At 71.9% G+C, this 16,235-nt stretch carries 16 protein-coding genes; 12 read left to right on the forward strand and 4 right to left on the reverse strand.

The features are described 5' to 3' along the window. The first annotated feature begins 16 nt into the window (after window positions 1–16). From ACICHK_RS07640 to ACICHK_RS07660, 5 genes are all read left to right on the forward strand, one after another. Window positions 17–937 (forward strand): LLM class F420-dependent oxidoreductase, encoded by a 921-nt coding sequence (locus ACICHK_RS07640; protein ID WP_406836322.1) that lies wholly within the window; start codon window positions 17–19, stop codon window positions 935–937. A gap of 81 nt (window positions 938–1,018) precedes the next feature. Further along, window positions 1,019–1,444, forward strand: coding sequence for a GNAT family N-acetyltransferase (locus tag ACICHK_RS07645; protein WP_406836323.1), 426 nt, complete (start codon window positions 1,019–1,021; stop codon window positions 1,442–1,444). Window positions 1,445–1,669: 225 nt separating this feature from the next. Then, window positions 1,670–2,995: a hemolysin family protein gene (locus tag ACICHK_RS07650; RefSeq protein WP_151470547.1), complete on the forward strand. Its 1,326-nt coding sequence runs from the start codon at window positions 1,670–1,672 to the stop codon at window positions 2,993–2,995. After that, entirely contained in the window at window positions 2,992–4,005 is a 1,014-nt protein-coding gene (locus tag ACICHK_RS07655) for a hemolysin family protein (protein WP_406836324.1), read from the forward strand. Before ACICHK_RS07650 ends, ACICHK_RS07655 begins: the two co-directional genes overlap by 4 nt. A gap of 101 nt (window positions 4,006–4,106) precedes the next feature. Then, entirely contained in the window at window positions 4,107–4,919 is an 813-nt protein-coding gene (locus tag ACICHK_RS07660) for an SGNH/GDSL hydrolase family protein (RefSeq protein WP_406836325.1), read from the forward strand. A gap of 671 nt (window positions 4,920–5,590) precedes the next feature. Here the strand turns inward: ACICHK_RS07660 and ACICHK_RS07665 are convergent. Both ACICHK_RS07665 and ACICHK_RS07670 read right to left on the reverse strand, forming a co-directional pair. Then, window positions 5,591–6,799 (reverse strand): BN159_2729 family protein, encoded by a 1,209-nt coding sequence (locus tag ACICHK_RS07665; RefSeq protein WP_406836326.1) that lies wholly within the window; start codon window positions 6,797–6,799, stop codon window positions 5,591–5,593. Beyond that, window positions 6,796–7,377, reverse strand: a complete 582-nt coding sequence (locus ACICHK_RS07670; RefSeq protein ID WP_192582472.1) for an RNA polymerase sigma factor — start codon at window positions 7,375–7,377, stop codon at window positions 6,796–6,798. Before ACICHK_RS07670 ends, ACICHK_RS07665 begins: the two co-directional genes overlap by 4 nt. Before the next feature lie 428 nt (window positions 7,378–7,805). On the opposite strand from ACICHK_RS07670, the gene ACICHK_RS07675 reads away from it, so the two are divergent. The 4 genes from ACICHK_RS07675 (at window position 7,806) to mug (ending at window position 11,132) form a co-directional block, all read left to right on the forward strand. After that, window positions 7,806–8,273 carry a transcriptional regulator gene (locus ACICHK_RS07675; protein ID WP_225860605.1) on the forward strand — a complete coding sequence of 156 codons (468 nt, stop codon included), beginning with the start codon at window positions 7,806–7,808 and terminating at the stop codon, window positions 8,271–8,273. Window positions 8,274–8,405: 132 nt separating this feature from the next. Beyond that, on the forward strand, window positions 8,406–8,855 hold the full coding sequence (locus ACICHK_RS07680; RefSeq protein ID WP_406836327.1) for a hypothetical protein: 450 nt from the start codon (window positions 8,406–8,408) through the stop codon (window positions 8,853–8,855). Window positions 8,856–9,141: 286 nt separating this feature from the next. Beyond that, a complete protein-coding gene (purB, locus tag ACICHK_RS07685; RefSeq protein ID WP_406836328.1) occupies window positions 9,142–10,584 on the forward strand; it encodes an adenylosuccinate lyase in 1,443 nt (480 codons plus the stop codon). Window positions 10,585–10,628: 44 nt separating this feature from the next. Next, window positions 10,629–11,132 (forward strand): G/U mismatch-specific DNA glycosylase, encoded by a 504-nt coding sequence (gene mug, locus ACICHK_RS07690; protein WP_225860606.1) that lies wholly within the window; start codon window positions 10,629–10,631, stop codon window positions 11,130–11,132. Between the two features lie 94 nt (window positions 11,133–11,226). Here mug and ACICHK_RS07695 read toward each other — a convergent pair whose 3' ends face one another. Together ACICHK_RS07695 and ACICHK_RS07700 are read right to left on the reverse strand one after the other, a co-directional pair. After that, entirely contained in the window at window positions 11,227–11,952 is a 726-nt protein-coding gene (locus ACICHK_RS07695; protein ID WP_406836329.1) for an ABC transporter permease subunit, read from the reverse strand. 2 nt (window positions 11,953–11,954) lie between these two features. Next, on the reverse strand, window positions 11,955–12,884 hold the full coding sequence (locus ACICHK_RS07700; protein WP_406836330.1) for an ATP-binding cassette domain-containing protein: 930 nt from the start codon (window positions 12,882–12,884) through the stop codon (window positions 11,955–11,957). A 108-nt stretch (window positions 12,885–12,992) separates the two neighbouring features. Between ACICHK_RS07700 and ACICHK_RS07705 the strand changes: the two genes are divergently transcribed. The 3 genes from ACICHK_RS07705 to ACICHK_RS07715 all read left to right on the forward strand — a co-directional run bounded on the left by ACICHK_RS07705 (window position 12,993) and on the right by ACICHK_RS07715 (window position 16,090). Then, window positions 12,993–14,156: a sensor histidine kinase gene (locus ACICHK_RS07705; protein ID WP_406836331.1), complete on the forward strand. Its 1,164-nt coding sequence runs from the start codon at window positions 12,993–12,995 to the stop codon at window positions 14,154–14,156. Between the two features lie 14 nt (window positions 14,157–14,170). Next, window positions 14,171–14,833, forward strand: a complete 663-nt coding sequence (locus ACICHK_RS07710) for a response regulator (RefSeq protein WP_406836332.1) — start codon at window positions 14,171–14,173, stop codon at window positions 14,831–14,833. Between the two features lie 99 nt (window positions 14,834–14,932). Further along, window positions 14,933–16,090: an ROK family transcriptional regulator gene (locus ACICHK_RS07715; protein WP_151470558.1), complete on the forward strand. Its 1,158-nt coding sequence runs from the start codon at window positions 14,933–14,935 to the stop codon at window positions 16,088–16,090. The last annotated feature ends 145 nt before the right edge of the window (window positions 16,091–16,235 follow it).

Raw genomic sequence — 16,235 nt, forward strand, 5'->3', positions numbered from 1 at the left:
GAGGAAGGGAAAGCCGATGGCGCGCCCGTTCCGTTTCGGTGTCAGCCTGATCGTCCCGGCGACCGCCGCCGAGTGGACCGCCAGGTGCCGCCGCGCCGAGGAACTCGGCTACGACGTGATCACCGTGGCGGACCATCTGGGCATGCCCGCCCCCTTCCCCTCGCTGGTCGCCGCCGCGGCGGCGACCGAGCGGCCCCGGCTCGGCACGTTCGTGCTCAACACGGGCTTCTGGAACCCCACTCTGCTCGCCCGTGAGGTGGCCACCACGGACGCCCTGACGGGCGGCCGTCTCGAACTCGGCCTCGGCACCGGATACGTGGCGGCCGAGCACGAAACGGCGGGCCTGCCCTGGGGCGCCCCGCGCGAGCGCGTCGACCGTCTCCTGCGCACGGTCGAGGAGTTGAAGCACCTCCTCGGCCCGGACGGCCCGCTCCGCCACGGCACTCCGTGGCCGGGCGGGAAGACTCCCGGGCCGGGCGACGGCGGGCCGCCGCGGGTGCCCCTGCTGATCGGGGCCAACGGCGACCGGATGCTGCGCATCGCCGCGGAACACGCGGACATCACGGCGTTCACGGGCGCGCGCACCAAAGGGAGCGGCACGCTGGAGCCGCTCACGGCCACCGAGCTCGACGAACGCGTCACGCTCCACCGGAAGGCGTCCGCCGCCCGCGAGGAACCCGCCGAGCTCAATCTGCTGATCCAGATCGTCACCGTCACCGACGACCGCGGCGCCGCCGCCAGGCCATGGCTGCCCCGGCTTCCGCACCTGACCGAGCGCGAGGTGCTGGAACTGCCCGTCGTCCTGATCGGCTCCGTGGAACAGATCGTCGATCAGGTCCGGGACCTGCGCGAGCGCTACGGGTTCTCGTATCTGACGGTGCTGGAGCCGAATCTGGAGGCCTTCGCCCCCGTGGTCCGCGAACTGCGCGGCCGATGACCGTCCGCAGGGCTGTCCGCAGGGCCGTCCGCATGGCGGAAATGCCGTTCCGGCCCCCGGCCCGCGTGGTGGGATCGGATCATGACCGACTTGCGCGTACGGGCCGCCCGGCCCGAGGACCTCGACGCCGTGCTCGCCTTCTGGAAGACGGCCGCCGAGGGCACCAGCATCAGTGACGACCGCGGTGGCGTGGAAGGACTCGTCGCCCGGGACCCCGGAGCCCTGCTGCTCGCGGAGCACGCCGGGGAGCTGGTGGGCACGGTGATCGCCGGCTTCGACGGCTGGCGCTGCCATCTGTACCGGCTGGCGGTCCGTCCGGACCGACGGCGCCTCGGCGTCGGCTCGGCGCTGCTGGCCGCGGCGGAGGAACGTTTCGTACGGCTCGGGGGGCGGCGCGGGGACGCCATGGTGCTGGAGCGGAACGAAACCGCCCACCATGCCTGGCGGGCCGCGGGGTACACGCCGGAGGAGCACTGGCGGCGCTGGGTGAAGCCGCTCACCGACTAGCCCCCCGGCGTCGGCGGCGGACGAGGAGGCCGCGTCCGCCGACGGCCACCGAGGAATCCACTTTGCCGATCCTTTACCCTTGTTGGACCATCGTTCCTCCGACGAAAGGTGTGAGCGTCCGCCCATGGGCGAGCCTCCCAGTACCCGCGGCCGTGATTCCCACGGCGTCCGCGGACATCGCGCGATCCCCGTGTCCCTGGCCGACCATGGGACGGAGGTGACCCGATGACCGAAGTGCTCCTCCTGCTGGTCGCAGTTCTGCTGTCGCTGGCCTGCGGCGGCTTCGTGGCGGCCGAGTTCTCGCTGACCACGGTCGAACGCAGTGAGCTGGAACGTGCCGTGGAGCGCGGCGAGCGGGGCGCCTCCGGAGCCCTCAAGGCCGTACGGAACCTCACCTTCCAGCTGTCCGGCGCCCAGCTCGGCATCACCGTGACGAACCTTGTGGTCGGCATGCTCTCCGAGCCGTCGATCGCCAAGCTCATCGCGGGCCCCCTGGAGTCGCTGGGCGTCCCGCCCTCCGCGTCGGACTCGGTGGCCCTGGTCATCGGCACGGCGCTCTCGACGGTCTTCCTGATGGTCGTCGGCGAGCTGGTGCCCAAGAACTGGGCGATCTCCTCGCCCCTGGCCGTGGCCAAGCGGGTGGCGACGCCGCAGCGCTGGTTCAGCGCCGCGTTCCGCCCCTTCATCGCCCACCTCAACAACAGCGCGAACCACGTCGTACGCCGCTTCGGTCTCGAACCCGCCGAGGAGCTGGCCTCCGCCCGCGGACCCCAGGAGCTGGTGGCGCTCGCCCGGCACTCCGCCAAGGAGGGCGCGCTGGAGGCGGACACCGCCGAGCTGTTCGTGCGCACCCTGAACCTCGCCGACCTGACCGCGGAGAACGTGATGACACCGCGCGTCCAGGTCATCGCGCTGGACGTCCAGGCCACCTGCGAGGACGTGGCGAACGCGACCCGGGCGACCGGCCTGTCCAGGTTCCCGGTCTACCACGAGAGCCTCGACGAGGTCGTCGGGGTCGCGCACATCAGGGACGTGCTGACCGTGCACGCCACGAGCCGGACGCAGACCCCCGTCTCGCAGATCATGCGCGAGCCGCTGTTCGTACCGGAGTCGCTGACCGTCGACAGGCTCCTGGACCGGCTGGCCGGCAAGCGCACGATGGCCGTGGTCATCGACGAGTACGGCGGTACGGCCGGTGTCGCCACCCTGGAGGACATCGTCGAGGAGGTCGTCGGCGAGGTACGCGACGAGCACGACCCGCACGAGACGCCCGACCTCGCCCCCGTCGGCACGGACGAGGAGGGCCGGGCGCTGTACTCGGCCGACGGGTCCGCCCGTACCGACCAGCTCGCCCGGGTGGGACTCCGGGTGCCCGACGGGCCGTACGAGACCCTGGCCGGTTTCATCGCGGCCGAGCTCGGCCGCATCCCCGCCGAGGGGGACACCGTCGAGGCCGACGACTGGCGGCTCGACGTCGTGGACGCCTCGGGACGGCGGGCCGCACGGGTGCTGCTGCACGCCCCGCACGACGCCGAGGAGAGCACGCGATGACCGTCGTACAACTGCTGATCGGGTTCGCGACCCTCGTCGTGAACGGCTTCTTCGTCGGCGCCGAGTTCGGGCTGATCTCGGTGCGCCGCAGCCAGATCGAACCCCATGCCGAGCGGGGCGACCGGCGGGCGCGGAGCGTGCTCTGGGGCCTCGAACACGTCTCGGTGCTGCTCGCGACCGCGCAGCTCGGCATCACGTTGTGCACTCTGGTGCTCGGCATCGTCGCCGAACCCGCCATCGCGCACCTGCTGGAGCCGGTGTTCCACGCGGTGGGCGTTCCCTCGGGCGCGGGCCACGCGGTCTCCTTCGTCATCGCGCTCACCCTGGCGACGTATCTGCACATGCTGCTCGGCGAGATGGTGCCGAAGAACGTGGCCCTCGCGGAGCCGGTGCGGACGGCGCTGGTGCTCGGACCGCCGCTGGTCGCGCTCTCCCGCGCGCTGCGCCCGGTGATCTTCGCGGTCAACGCCTTCGCCAACGGGCTGCTGAAGCTGCTGCGGGTCGAGGCGAAGGACGAGGTCGCGGCGACCTTCTCGGACGACGAGCTCTCCCGCCTGGTCAAGGACTCCAGTGCGGCGGGGCTCATCGACCACCGCGCCCAGGAGCGGCTGCGCGACGCCCTGGAGCTGGGCCGCCGGCCCGTGCACGACGTCGTGCTCCCGGTGGAACGCGTCGTCTACGCGCGCGTGGGCGTCACTCCGGAGGAACTGGAGCGGCTGTCGGCCGAGTCGGGGTTCTCCCGCTTCCCGGTCGTCGACGAGGGACGCCGGATCGTCGGCTATCTGCACGTCAAGGACGCGCTGGACGCGGCTCCGCGCGAGGTGCCGTTCCGCGTCGAGGACATGCGGCAGATCGCCCGCGTCCGGGAGAGCACTCCCCTGGACGACGTCCTGACCGCGATGCGCCGCAGCCGTACCCACCTCGCGGCGGCCATGGGCAGCGACGGACGGCTCACGGGGCTGGTGACGATGGAGGACGTCCTGAGAGAGCTGTTCGGGCAGCCGGCGTAGGGCTTTGGGGGGCCGGGGCAGAAGGGCACCCCGGCCCCCGCCGCAGGTGGGACCGTACGACCGACCGATGGGTATGTGTTCGGGTTACCATCTTTCTCGCCATGCAGATGAATGCCTCATACACCAGCCTTGTCGCGGTCGGCGACTCCTTCACCGAGGGCATGTCGGACCTGTTGCCCGACGGTTCGTACCGGGGATGGGCCGACCTCCTCGCGGGCCGGATGGCGGCCCGCACGCCCGGTTTCCGCTACGCCAACCTCGCGGTGCGCGGCAAGCTGATCGGGCAGATCGTCGACGAGCAGGTGGACGTGGCCGCCGCCATGCGGCCCGATGTGATCACGCTGGTGGGCGGCCTCAACGACACCCTGCGGCCCAAGGTCGACATGGGGCGCGTCCGCGGTCTCCTGGAGGAGGCCGTGGAACGGCTGGCCCCGGCCTGCGAACGGCTCGTCCTGATGCGCAGCCCCGGCCGCAACGGCCCGGTCCTCGAACGCTTCCGGCCCCGCATGGAGGAGCTCTTCACCGTCGTCGACGACCTCGCCGAGCGGCACGGCGCCCTGGTGGTCGACCTCTACGGGGCTCCCTCGCTCGCCGACCCCCGCGCGTGGGACGTCGACCGGCTGCACCTGACCGCCGAAGGGCACCGCCGGGTCGCGGAGGCCGTGTGGCAGACCCTCGGGTACGAGGCCGAGGACCCGGACTGGCACGTCCCGTCGGCGCCCACCCCGCCTCCCGGCTGGGTGTCGCGCCGCACCGCCGACGCGCGTTTCGCCCGGCAGCACCTGCTGCCATGGATCGGGCGGCGGCTGACGGGGCGCTCGTCCGGCGACGGACGGCCGGCGAAGCGGCCGGAGCTGCTGCCCTACGAGGGGCCCGTCCACGGCGGTCCTGTCACGGGCGGCCACGGCGGCTGAGTCCGTGATCCGTGCGGGCGGCTTCCGCCGTGCCGCTCTCTCGAGTGACACGGCGGCCCATGCTCCGCATGCAGAGGACGCTACCGGTTCACCCCGTGCCCGCCACAGGGCGCACGGGGGGCGCTCGACAGCGCGGGAGCGCCGTTCCCGCTCTCTCCCACGCGCCCCGGAACTGCGGCCGGGCCCGGCGCGTACGCCGGGCCCCGCCGACGGCCCCCCCAGCTTTGCGGAGCATGGAGAGGAGCCGTCTCGCCACCCCGGAGAGGATGGCAAGTAACAGGCCAGCCGGGAGTTCCGGCCGGAACAAGCATCCAAGCACTCATGCGGGGGCCTGAGAAGTACGCCCCTGAGCACCGCTCGAGGAACTTGTCGGCATCTGTCCACGGGCGTGGCCGGGGCAAAGACCCGTGCGTACCTTTTGACACCGACACGCCACGGGTGGACCGATCAGGGCCGATGTGCCCCATCGACACCCCTGCGACGGGCCGTCGACAGGGTGGGAAACCAGCCATACCGAGTGACCACACCTACTACCGGCAGGTATCGCTCTGCGCCAAGTGCAGTAGACGGAAAGTGAGCGTTCGTGGACGCGTCGCCCCGGTTCACCTCATGCAGAGGCGCTGGGCACCACGAGTGAGAAACGGCCAGTCGAAGCGGCGCCCCGGTGACGATCACGCACTGTCCCCGGCCATTCCGCCGGAAGGCAGGGGGGTGGGCGTCAGCGGGCCGTGGGCCATGATGATCGAAGAGAGCGGATAAGGGGGGCCGTCCATGCCGCGCAGGACCAGCAGGGGCATCCCGCGCTCGTCCTGCCGCCGGCCGAGGGACAGCCAGATGCGGTCGGTCCGGTCGACCTGCCCCATCCCGAGGTCGTAGATCCGCCCCCAGAGGTAGAAGGGATCGACGGCCGTGTCGTTCGCCTCCTGGAGGAGTTCGGGGACACCGTGCGCGGTGAGGTGGACGGCGACTCCGTCGAGGGTTCCCGCGGCCACCTGGGCGTGCCCCGCCGTCCTGGTCCGGACGTTGCGGGGAGCCCCGATCGCGTCGAGCCAGTACTCCCAGTCGGCCAGGGAGGTGGCCTTGATGGCCACCGTCACCCGCTCGCCGTCCGCCGTGATCTGCATGGCCTCCAGGCGTGCGAGGTGGTCGGCCTGCAGGCCCGCTGCGACGGAGACCGCGCGGGCGGAGGCGCTGCCCCATCCGACCGCGCGCGACCGCGCCGCGGCCGGCCGCACCCGCGGGACCTGGCCGTCGACGCGCTTCGGCACCGGCGCCGCCCCGTGCTCCGCCACGACCCGTCCGGCACCGCGGTCGGCGAGGTGCAGGACGATCGCGCCGCGCGCGGTCGGCACGAGCGGCGAGGGCGCGGAAGCACGGTCGTGCCGCGGCCCGGGCTCCAGGACGTCGAGGGCCGGCACGGACGCGGGACCGTGATCGCGCCGGGGCACCGGACCCTCGCCACCACGGACGGGACCCTCGTGGTCCGGCACGGGAGCACGGTCGTGCCGCGGCCCGGAGTCCTCGGCCCCGGGGCCCGGCTCCTCGCGGTCGGGCACGGACGCGGGTGCCCGGTCGTGGCGCGGCTCGGCGTCGTCGCCGGGGATCAGCCCCTTGCGGTTCAGCGCGGTGGCGATCCGCATCGCGACCTCGCTCGGGTAACCGCAGTCCTCGACGATCGTGTCGACGGCGGCGTGGTAGGCCTCCGGGCAGTTCTGCCAGGTCTCGACCTGTGTCCGCAGCCGTTCGAGGACACCGGCCCCGCCCGCCTCCACCAGACGCCCCTGCGCCTCCAGATCGGCGACGAACTCCCGGGCGAACGTGCTGAGTTGTTCGGCGAGATCGGCTTCGACGGCCGAACGGATCCCGGGCACGGTGGTCATGCCGCCACCCCCAGGTACTCGCTGCGCAGCTTGGCCAGAGCCCTGAACTGCAGGGTCTTCACGGCGCCTTCGGACCGTGACATCTGACGCGCGGTCTCCAGCACCGAGAACTCCATCAGGAAACGGCGCGTGAGGACTTCGCGCTGCGGCGGCCGCAACTGCTCCAGGGCCCGGCGCAACAACTCCTCGTCAAGACTGATCAACACGGTGTCCTCGGTACTGACCGTGAGGTCCTCGTCGAAGCCGAGCATGTCCTCGACGACGAACTCACGGCGCTGCGCGCTCTTGCAATGGTCGATGACCTTGTTCCGGGCGATGGTGATCAGCCACCCGACGAAGCCGATGCCGCGATAGGTGAAAGTCCCGCGTTTCATCCAGGCGTTGAGAAAGGTCTCGCCGGTGATGTCCTCGGCGACCTGCCGATTGCGTACACGGCGCTGTACGTAAGCCAGTACCGCGGGGTGGTGCAGGGCGTAGAGCTCCCCGAAGGCGTCCCGGTCACCCGCGAGCGCACGGGTGACAAGGGCCTGTTCTCTGGTGTCGAACCGCGGTGTGGCGGCGTTAGCCTCGGCGATCAAGGCCTACTCCGTTCATGAGTGGATGAACTGTGGTGGGCAGGTGCTGCGACGGTCCGCTCCGACCATGGCCGGGCTCGGGCGCCGGATGACCGGGTCGTCGTGTCCGAAGGTTTCGAGGCGTCCCCCCGCTGATGCCTCGCAGCTCCGGAGCCTGGACGAGCCGATGCCGAGGCGGTGCAAATAGGGTCCCCTCAAAGGGACTTGCATACGTGCGACTAACTCACAGTCATGCAACATATGCAACTTGCGTACACGTGCGCAAGTTGCTTCGCCCGGATGACGGCGAGACTTTTTGCCGGGAACTGGAGTGCGAGCCGTCCCCCGTGGCCTGGCATGACGCCCAAATGCCTATTGACCTGCGAAGATGCACGCATGCAAGTCGCGTGCAAGTTGCATACACGCGCGCTACTCTCCGAAACATGCGGAGCATGGAAGAGTCCCCCCACGAGTCCCGCGGTGAGCGACAAGCTCTCGCAAGGAGGGTGGGCGAGTACCTCACGGACGCCGCGACGGCGGCCGGGTACGACGTCCGTCCACGAGCAGGTGGCCGGGCCCAACTGGCCACCTCGATTGGAGTGAGCCTGACGACGATCAGCAGAACACTGGAAGGAAAGACCCTCCCCCTTCCCTCGCAACTGACCACCTGGGCGTCAGTACTCGGCCTCGACCAGCGAGAGATGTTGGTGAACAGCGGCATGCTTCCGCCGGAACACGGGCCTCAGCCCCCGGCACGGAGGGTAGCCTCAGTAACACTCACCCCGGAGGAGGCAATGGACGCATGGGGAATCACTGATCTCAGAATCCGCACAATGCTCAGCGGGAACATCGTCCAAGCTATCGAGCTCCAGAAGGATCTCGACGCCGACGACAGCCGGGGGGCCACTGCAAGGGGGTAACGAAACGTGGCGTACAGACTGGCAACCGCGTCCGCCGCCAGCTGCGCAGCCGGCTGGACGTTCGTGGGCGTGGGCGTCTGGCACCATGCATGGGAGTTGGCGACAGTCGGGATCGGCCTGTTAACCATGGGCGTGGCAGGGGCACTTGCGTCCCTGCTCCGTCACACGGTGAACCAGGTCGATGCCCGCACACGACACGACCTCGGCGTCCTGGCGGAGCATCGACAACGCCTCGAGCTGGACATCCAAAAACGCGAGCTGGACCTGTCCCGACGAGAGAAAGCCATGGCCCGCAGGGCCACCATCACAGCCATCAGACTCGGCAGTCACGCCAGAGCCCTCGACGAGGCGCGCGACGCGAACGCGGCACTGCGCGCCAAGAACTCCGAGCTCATGCAGGAGATCGAGGAAGTCAACGACGAGCGCAACCAGCTGATCGCGGCAGAGCTCACCTTCGCCCACGACCGGTTCACCTCGAAGACGTACGGGGGCCTGCGCGCTGTTGTCGGCAGCGAGCAGTCCCACCCCGATCCGCACGCCCAAGCGGGGTACGGAAGCCGCCCCCCGCGTTCCGGTTCCTGAGTACGACCCTGCGAAAACGTTCCATCAAGACATCCGTCCATCTATACGGCGAACGGCTCCCCTCCGTTCAAAGGAGTCGAGCGTCTTTCCGCCGGGACCACCGGCGGACGGCAGGAGCGACGACGCGGTCCCTGGTGCGCGCCCGAGCGCGGCACCTCCGTCCCGTCCCCGCACCTCTCACGCACACCCCGGTCCGCCGGGGGGTGCCGCTCCGCCCCGACCCGCGCCCGCGGGGCGCCGCGGACACAACAGAACCCGCGCCGAACAGCCGGTATGCTCCGTACACGTGACTGCCGCGCCTGCAAAGCCCCGTATCCCCAACGTTCTCGCCGGACGCTACGCCTCCACCGAGCTCGCCACGCTCTGGTCCCCCGAGCAGAAGGTCAAGCTGGAGCGTCAGCTCTGGCTGGCCGTGCTGCGGGCCCAGAAGGACCTCGGGATCGAGGTGCCGGACGCCGCGATCGCCGATTACGAGCGCGTCCTCGACCAGGTCGACCTCGCCTCCATCGCCGAACGCGAGAAGGTCACCCGGCACGACGTGAAGGCGCGGATCGAGGAGTTCAACGACCTCGCCGGCCACGAGCACGTGCACAAGGGCATGACGTCCCGCGACCTCACCGAGAACGTCGAGCAGCTGCAGATCCGCCTCTCGCTGGAGCTGATGCGCGACCGTACGGTGGCGGTCCTCGCCCGGCTGGCCAAGCTCGCGGGTGAGTACGCCGAGCTGGTCATGGCCGGCCGCTCGCACAACGTGGCCGCGCAGGCCACCACCCTGGGCAAGCGCTTTGCGACCGCCGCGGACGAGATGCTCGTCGCGTACGGCCGCCTGGAGGAACTGCTCGGCCGCTACCCGCTGCGCGGCATCAAGGGCCCGGTCGGCACGGCCCAGGACATGCTCGACCTGCTGGGCGGCGACGCGGCCAAGCTCGCGGACCTGGAGCAGCGGATCGCCGGGCACCTCGGCTTCTCGCAGGCCTTCACCTCCGTCGGCCAGGTCTACCCCCGTTCCCTGGACTACGACGTCGTGACCGCGCTGGTGCAGCTGGCGGCCGCCCCGTCCTCGACGGCCAAGACGATCCGGCTCATGGCCGGGCACGAGCTGGTCACCGAGGGCTTCAAGCCCGGCCAGGTCGGCTCCTCCGCGATGCCGCACAAGATGAACACCCGCTCCTGCGAGCGCGTCAACGGCCTGATGGTCATCCTGCGCGGCTACGCGTCGATGACCGGCGAGCTGGCCGGCGACCAGTGGAACGAGGGCGACGTGTCCTGTTCGGTGGTGCGCCGCGTCGCGCTGCCGGACGCGTTCTTCGCCCTCGACGGTCTGCTGGAGACCTTCCTGACCGTCCTCGACGAGTTCGGCGCCTTCCCGGCCGTCGTGGCCCGTGAGCTGGACCGCTACCTGCCGTTCCTCGCGACGACCAAGGTCCTGATGGGCGCGGTGCGCGCCGGTGTCGGCCGCGAGGTCGCCCACGAGGCGATCAAGGAGAACGCCGTCGCCTCCGCCCTCGCCATGCGCGAGCAGGGCGCCGAGCGCAACGAGCTGCTCGACAAGCTCGCCGCGGACGAGCGGATCCCGCTGGACCGCGCGCAGCTCGACGAGCTGATGGCCGACAAGCTGTCCTTCACGGGGGCCGCGGCCGGCCAGGTGGCCGTCGTCGTCGGCCGGGTCGAGGAGATCGTGAAGCAGCACCCGGAGGCCGCGGGCTACACACCCGGGGCGATCCTCTGACCCGGCTCACCCGAGCGGACCTGGAGGCCGCCCGCGACCGGCTCGTGCCGGATGTCGTCGCGGACGGCCTCTCGGTGCTCTTCTGCGGCATCAATCCGGGTCTGATGACGGCGGCCACCGGCCATCACTTCGCCCGGCCCGGCAACCGGTTCTGGCCCGTGCTGCACCTTTCCGGGTTCACCCCCCGGCTCCTGCGGCCCTCCGAGCAGGACGAGCTGCTCTCCTACGGGCTCGGCATCACCAACGTGGTGGCCCGGGCGACCGCCCGGGCCGACGAGCTGAGCGCCGAGGAGTACCGCGAGGGCGGGCGGCTGCTGGCCGAGAAGGTGGAACGGCTCCGCCCCGGGTGGCTGGCCGTGGTGGGGGTGACCGCGTACCGGGCGGCCTTCGACGACCGCAAGGCCCTCATCGGTCCCCAGGAGCGGACGATCGGGTCGAGCCGGGTGTGGGTCCTGCCCAACCCCAGCGGGCTCAACGCGCACTGGACGACCGCGACGATGGCCGAGGAGTTCGGCCGGCTGCGGGCGGCGGCCACCCGGCCCCGGTAGGCCACGGCGGGTCCGTCACCGTGACCGGGACCGGTGGCCCGAACCGCGGTTCACCGTCCCCGGCCAGGGGTGCGGCGGCGGGGAGCCGGCGCGCTCACGCGTCCCTGCGCCGGACGCACCACGCGCCCGCGGCCAGCGCCGCGGCGGTCCACAGCGCGGTCACGGCGAGCCCGCTCCAGGGTCCCAGGGAACCGTTCCACGTCTGGTGCAGGACCGTCTGCCCGGCCTTGTCCGGCAGGAAGTCCGCCACGCTCCCGGACGCGTTCCCGACGACGAAGGACACGATCAGCAGGAACGGGATCAGGATGCTCAGCGTGGCGACCCCGCTGCGCAGGACGGCCGCCAGGCCCGCCGCGAAGAGAGCCATGAGCATCAGGTAGACCGCGCAGCCCACCACTCCCCGGAGTTCCTCCGCCCAGGTCAGGGCGTCCGCCCGGGAGCCGAGCACGGACGTCCCCACGGCCAGGCCGACCACGCCGGTGACCAGGCCGACACCCAGGGCCGGGACGCCGATCGCCACCGTCTTGGCCAGGAACCAGCGTCCCCGGTCGGGAACCGCCGCCAGCGAGACGCGCAGCGCGCCGCCCTGGTACTCGGCCGAGACCGCCTGGGCCCCGAAGGTGATGGCCGCGATCTGACCGAAACTGACACCGAAGAACGCCGAGAAGAGCGGGTCGAAGTCCGGGGCGTCGGAGTCGTCGAGCCCGGCGAGCGCCGAGAACGCCACCGTGGCCGCGAGGACGGCGAGCAGGCCCCACAGGAGCGAACGCAGGGTCCGGATCTTGATCAGTTCCGCGCGGAGTGCGGGTGCGAAGGACATGGTCAGGCCTCCTGAGGCTGGGCGGGGGCGGCGGCGAACTCGGTCTCGGTGGCGGTCAGGTCCAGATAGGCCTGCTCCAACGTGCCTTCCTCCGCCGCGAGTTCGAGAACGGTGAGGCCTGCGGCCGAGGTGAGACGGCCGATCTCCTCCAGTTGTGCGTCCAAGGCGGTCCAGCGGCCCTCCTCGCCCTCGACGGCCTCGATGCCGTGTTCCGCGAGCAGGCCTCCCAGCGCGCGGCTGTCCGTGCTGCGGACCCGGACGCGGGGCTGCACGCGTGCGTCGATGAACTCGCGCATGGGCGTGTCGGCCAGGAGCCTGCCGCGGCCGAGGACGACGAGCTGGTCGGCGAAGGAGGCGGTCTCGTTCATGAGGTGGCTGGAGACGAGGACGGTGCGCCCTTCCCGGGCCAGACGGCGCAGCAGCTCCCGGATCCAGATGATCCCCTCGGGGTCCAGCCCGTTCGACGGTTCGTCGAGGAGCACCACGGGCGGGTCGCCGAGGAGGGCGGCCGCGATGCCCAGACGCTGACGCATGCCCAGGGAGTACGTCTTGACCCGGCGGCGGGCCACCGGGGCGAGCCCGGTCTCCTCCAGCACCTCGCCGACCCGGCGTTCGGGGATGCGGTTGGTGGCGGCGAGCGCCCTCAGGTGGTTCCGGGCGGTCCGCGAGCCGTGCGCGGCGCCCGCGTCGAGGAGGGCGCCCACCTTCCGCAGCGGTTCGTCGAGGGTGGCGTACGCGCGGCCCCCGACGGTGGCGGTGCCGGAGGTGGGCCGGTCCAGGCCCAGCACGAGCCGCATGGTGGTGGACTTTCCGGCGCCGTTGGGGCCGAGGAATCCGGTGACGCGGCCCGGGAGGACGCTGAAGGTCAGGTGGTCCACGGCGCGCCGGGTGCCGTACTCCTTGGTCAGGTCTTGGACGTCGATGCTGGTCATGGGCACAGCCTGGCCGCCGGCACCCCGTGGCCACCTCCCCCGCGGGTGGAGATCGTCTCCCCCGCCCGGGGGAGGTCCGCCGTCGGTGCCCCCTGGCACGATGGCGCGATGGCCCGATTTCTGCGCCCGCTGCTGTGGGGGACGACGTACACGCGATTGCTGCACCTGTGGGTGCCGATGCTGTTCGTCAGCGTGTGGCTGTTCATCGACTCGTCGGAGCCGTGGGTGCCCGCGGTGCTGCTGATTCCGCTCGGGCTGATCCCCGCCGTGCGGCGGGGCGAGGGGGTGCAGGCGCGGTTCATGCTGGCGCCGGGCGAGCGGGACGACGAGGGCACGGGGTTCTCCGTCGCTCCTTCGGCCGGATGGCGGGACCGGTGGCGGACCGTGCTCTGGCTGGAGGCGCGCCTGCTGCTCGGCGTGGTGGCCGCCTTCGGCACCGTGTGGCTGCCCGCCTTCGCCGTCGATCTGGTGAGAGCGTCCCTCGGCGACCGGCCGACCGGCGATCCCGTGATCGGGCTCCTGCACCCGCACTGGAGCCTGGCCCTGCTCGTCCCTCTGCCTCTGCTCACCCTGTACGGCACGGTGGTCGGCCTCGGCGAGCTGACCACGGCGCTCGCGCGGCGGTTCCTCGGCCCCTCCCCCACCGAGCGGCTCGCCGCGCTGGAGGAGCGCACCGAGCAGCTCCTGGAGCGCAACCGCATCGCCCGTGAGCTCCACGACTCCATCGGCCACGCGCTCACCGTCGCGGTGGTGCAGGCCGGTGCCGCGCGCGCGGCCGGCGACCCGGAGTTCACCGCGAGTGCCCTGACCGCCATCGAGGAGACCGGACGGGCCGCCCTGGAGGACCTGGAGCGGGTGCTGGGTGTGCTGCGCGAGGCGGAGCGCCCCGTGAGCGGCCGCCCCACACTGGCCGACGCCGACCGGCTCCTGGAGTCGGCGCGGACCTCGGGGGCGAAGGTAGACGCGGAGGTGTCGGGCCCGGTGGAGACGGTGGCCGGTCCGGTGTCCAGGGAGGGCTACCGCATCCTCCAGGAGGCGCTCACCAATGTGCTCCGGCACGCCGGGAGCGTCCCGGTGCGGGTCCGTATCGAGGTCCGGGACGGCGCTCTCTCCCTGGAGGTCCGCAATCCGCTGCCGGACGGCAGGTCCGGATCCGGGCGGGGCAGCGGCCTGCGCGGCATACGGGAGCGGGCCGCGCTGCTGGGCGGCAGCGCCCGGACGGGCCCGCACGAAGGCGACTGGCAGGTGCATGCGGAGCTGCCGCTGCACTGATCTACGCTGGCCGGATGCCGGTCACCGTTCTGCTCGTCGACGACGAACCCCTCGTACGCGCGGGGCTGCGCGCCGTCCTGGAGGCACAGCCCGACATCGAGGTCGTCGGTGAGGCCGCCGACGGCGCCGCCGTGATCCCGCTGGTCCGGCAGTTGCGTCCGGACGTGGTCGCCATGGACGTCCGCATGCCGCTGATGGACGGCATCGAGGCCACCCGCGCGGTGCTGCGGACCGTCGCCGACCCGCCCAAGATCCTCGTGGTGACGACGTTCGAGAACGACGAGTACGTCTACGAGGCGCTGCGCGCGGGGGCAGACGGTTTCCTCCTGAAGCGGGCGAGGCCGGCCGAGATCGTGCACGCGGTGCGGCTGGTGGCCGAGGGCGAGTCCCTGCTGTTCCCCGCCTCCGTACGGCAGTTGGCGGCCGAGTACGGGGACGGCGGGGCGAGTCCGGCGGCGCGGGCGGCCATGGAGCGGGCCGCGCTGACCGAGCGCGAGGCGGACGTGCTGCGGCTGGTGGCCCGGGGGATGTCCAACGCCGAGATCGCCGCGCGACTGGTCGTCGGCACGGAGACGGTCAAGTCGCACGTCAGCTCCGTACTGGCGAAGCTGGGGGCCCGGGACCGTACCCAGGCGGTCATCGCGGCCTACGAGTCGGGGTTCGTGGCGCCGGGCTGACGGCGGCCCGTGGACGGGAATAGGGTCCCCGGCCCTCGCCGGTGTCCCCCACGACGAGTACGATCCGGCCAATACGCGTACTAGCTGGGAGGACGGGCGTTGGGGCGGTTGACCGGCGGGGACCCCTCTCTGCTGCGACGGATCAATTCCGCGGTGGTCCTGCACGCCTTGCGTGCCACGGACTGCGCGACCCTCACCGAGATCACCCGGGTGACCGGACTGTCACGGCCGACGGTCGAAGGCGTCGTCGAGGGGCTGATCGAGAACGGGCTCGTCGTCGAGAAGGCGGCCGAGGAGGGCGCCACGCGGCGCCAGGGGCGTCCGGCGCGCAGGTTCCGGTTCCGGGCCGAGGCGGGACATCTGCTGGGCCTGGAGATCGGCCCGCACCGCGTCGCGGCGCTGCTCGCGGGCCTGGACGGGCGCGTGATCGGCGCGACGGCCAAGGACGTGGACGAGACGGCGTCCGCCGACGAGCGGCTGGAGCGGCTGCGGGTGGCGGTCGCCGAACTGCTGCGCAGGGCGGGTGTCGCCCGTGGTTCCCTGCGCGCGGTGGGCGTGGGGAGCCCCGGCATCGTGGAGGCGGACGGCACCGTACGCCTGGGCACGGCGCTGCCGGAGTGGACGGGCCTGCCGCTCGGCGAGCGGCTGAGCCGTTCCTTCAAGTGCCCGGTGCTCGTGGAGAACGACGCCAACGCCGCCGCCGTCGCCGAGCACTGGAAGGGTGCGGCGACCGAGTCCGACGACGTGGTGTTCGTCCTGGCGGGGCTGAGTCCGGGCGCCGGCGCGCTGATCGGCGGGCGGCTGCACCGGGGGTTCGGCGGGGCGGCCGGCGAGATCGGCGCGCTGCACCTGCTGGGCCGCGGCGTCACCCCCGAGACGCTGCTGTCGACGACGGACGAGCCGTTGCACCCGCTCGACGAACAGGCGGTCGCGAAGGTGTTCGCGCTGGCCAAGGACGGCGACCTGCGGGCGCGCGCGGCGATGGACCGCTTCATCCAGCGACTGGTGCACGACGTGGCCGCCCTGGTCCTCGCCCTCGACCCGGAGCTGGTCGTCATCGGCGGCTGGGCGGCCGGTCTGGACGGCGTACTGGAGCCGCTGCGGACGGAGTTGGCGCGCTACTGCCTGCGCCCGCCCAAGGTGGCCCTCTCGATGCTGGGGGAGGCGGCCGTGGCGACCGGGGCGCTACGGCTCGCCCTCGACCACGTGGAGGAGCAGTTGTTCGCGGTGGAGGGAACCGTGACCGCGCGCCGCTGAGGCGCGAGCGGCACGGCGCCGGCCACCGGGCCGGCCGCGGCCACAGCCACAGCCACAGCCACAGCCACAGCCATGGAAAAACCCGTCGCGCCCCGGAGTGTTCCGGGCCGCGACGGGTGTGGTCCGGGGCGCGGCTCGAAGAGCG

Origin of the sequence: Streptomyces sp. AHU1, assembly GCF_045343905.1 — a bacterium.
Taxonomy (GTDB): domain Bacteria; phylum Actinomycetota; class Actinomycetes; order Streptomycetales; family Streptomycetaceae; genus Streptomyces; species Streptomyces triticiradicis.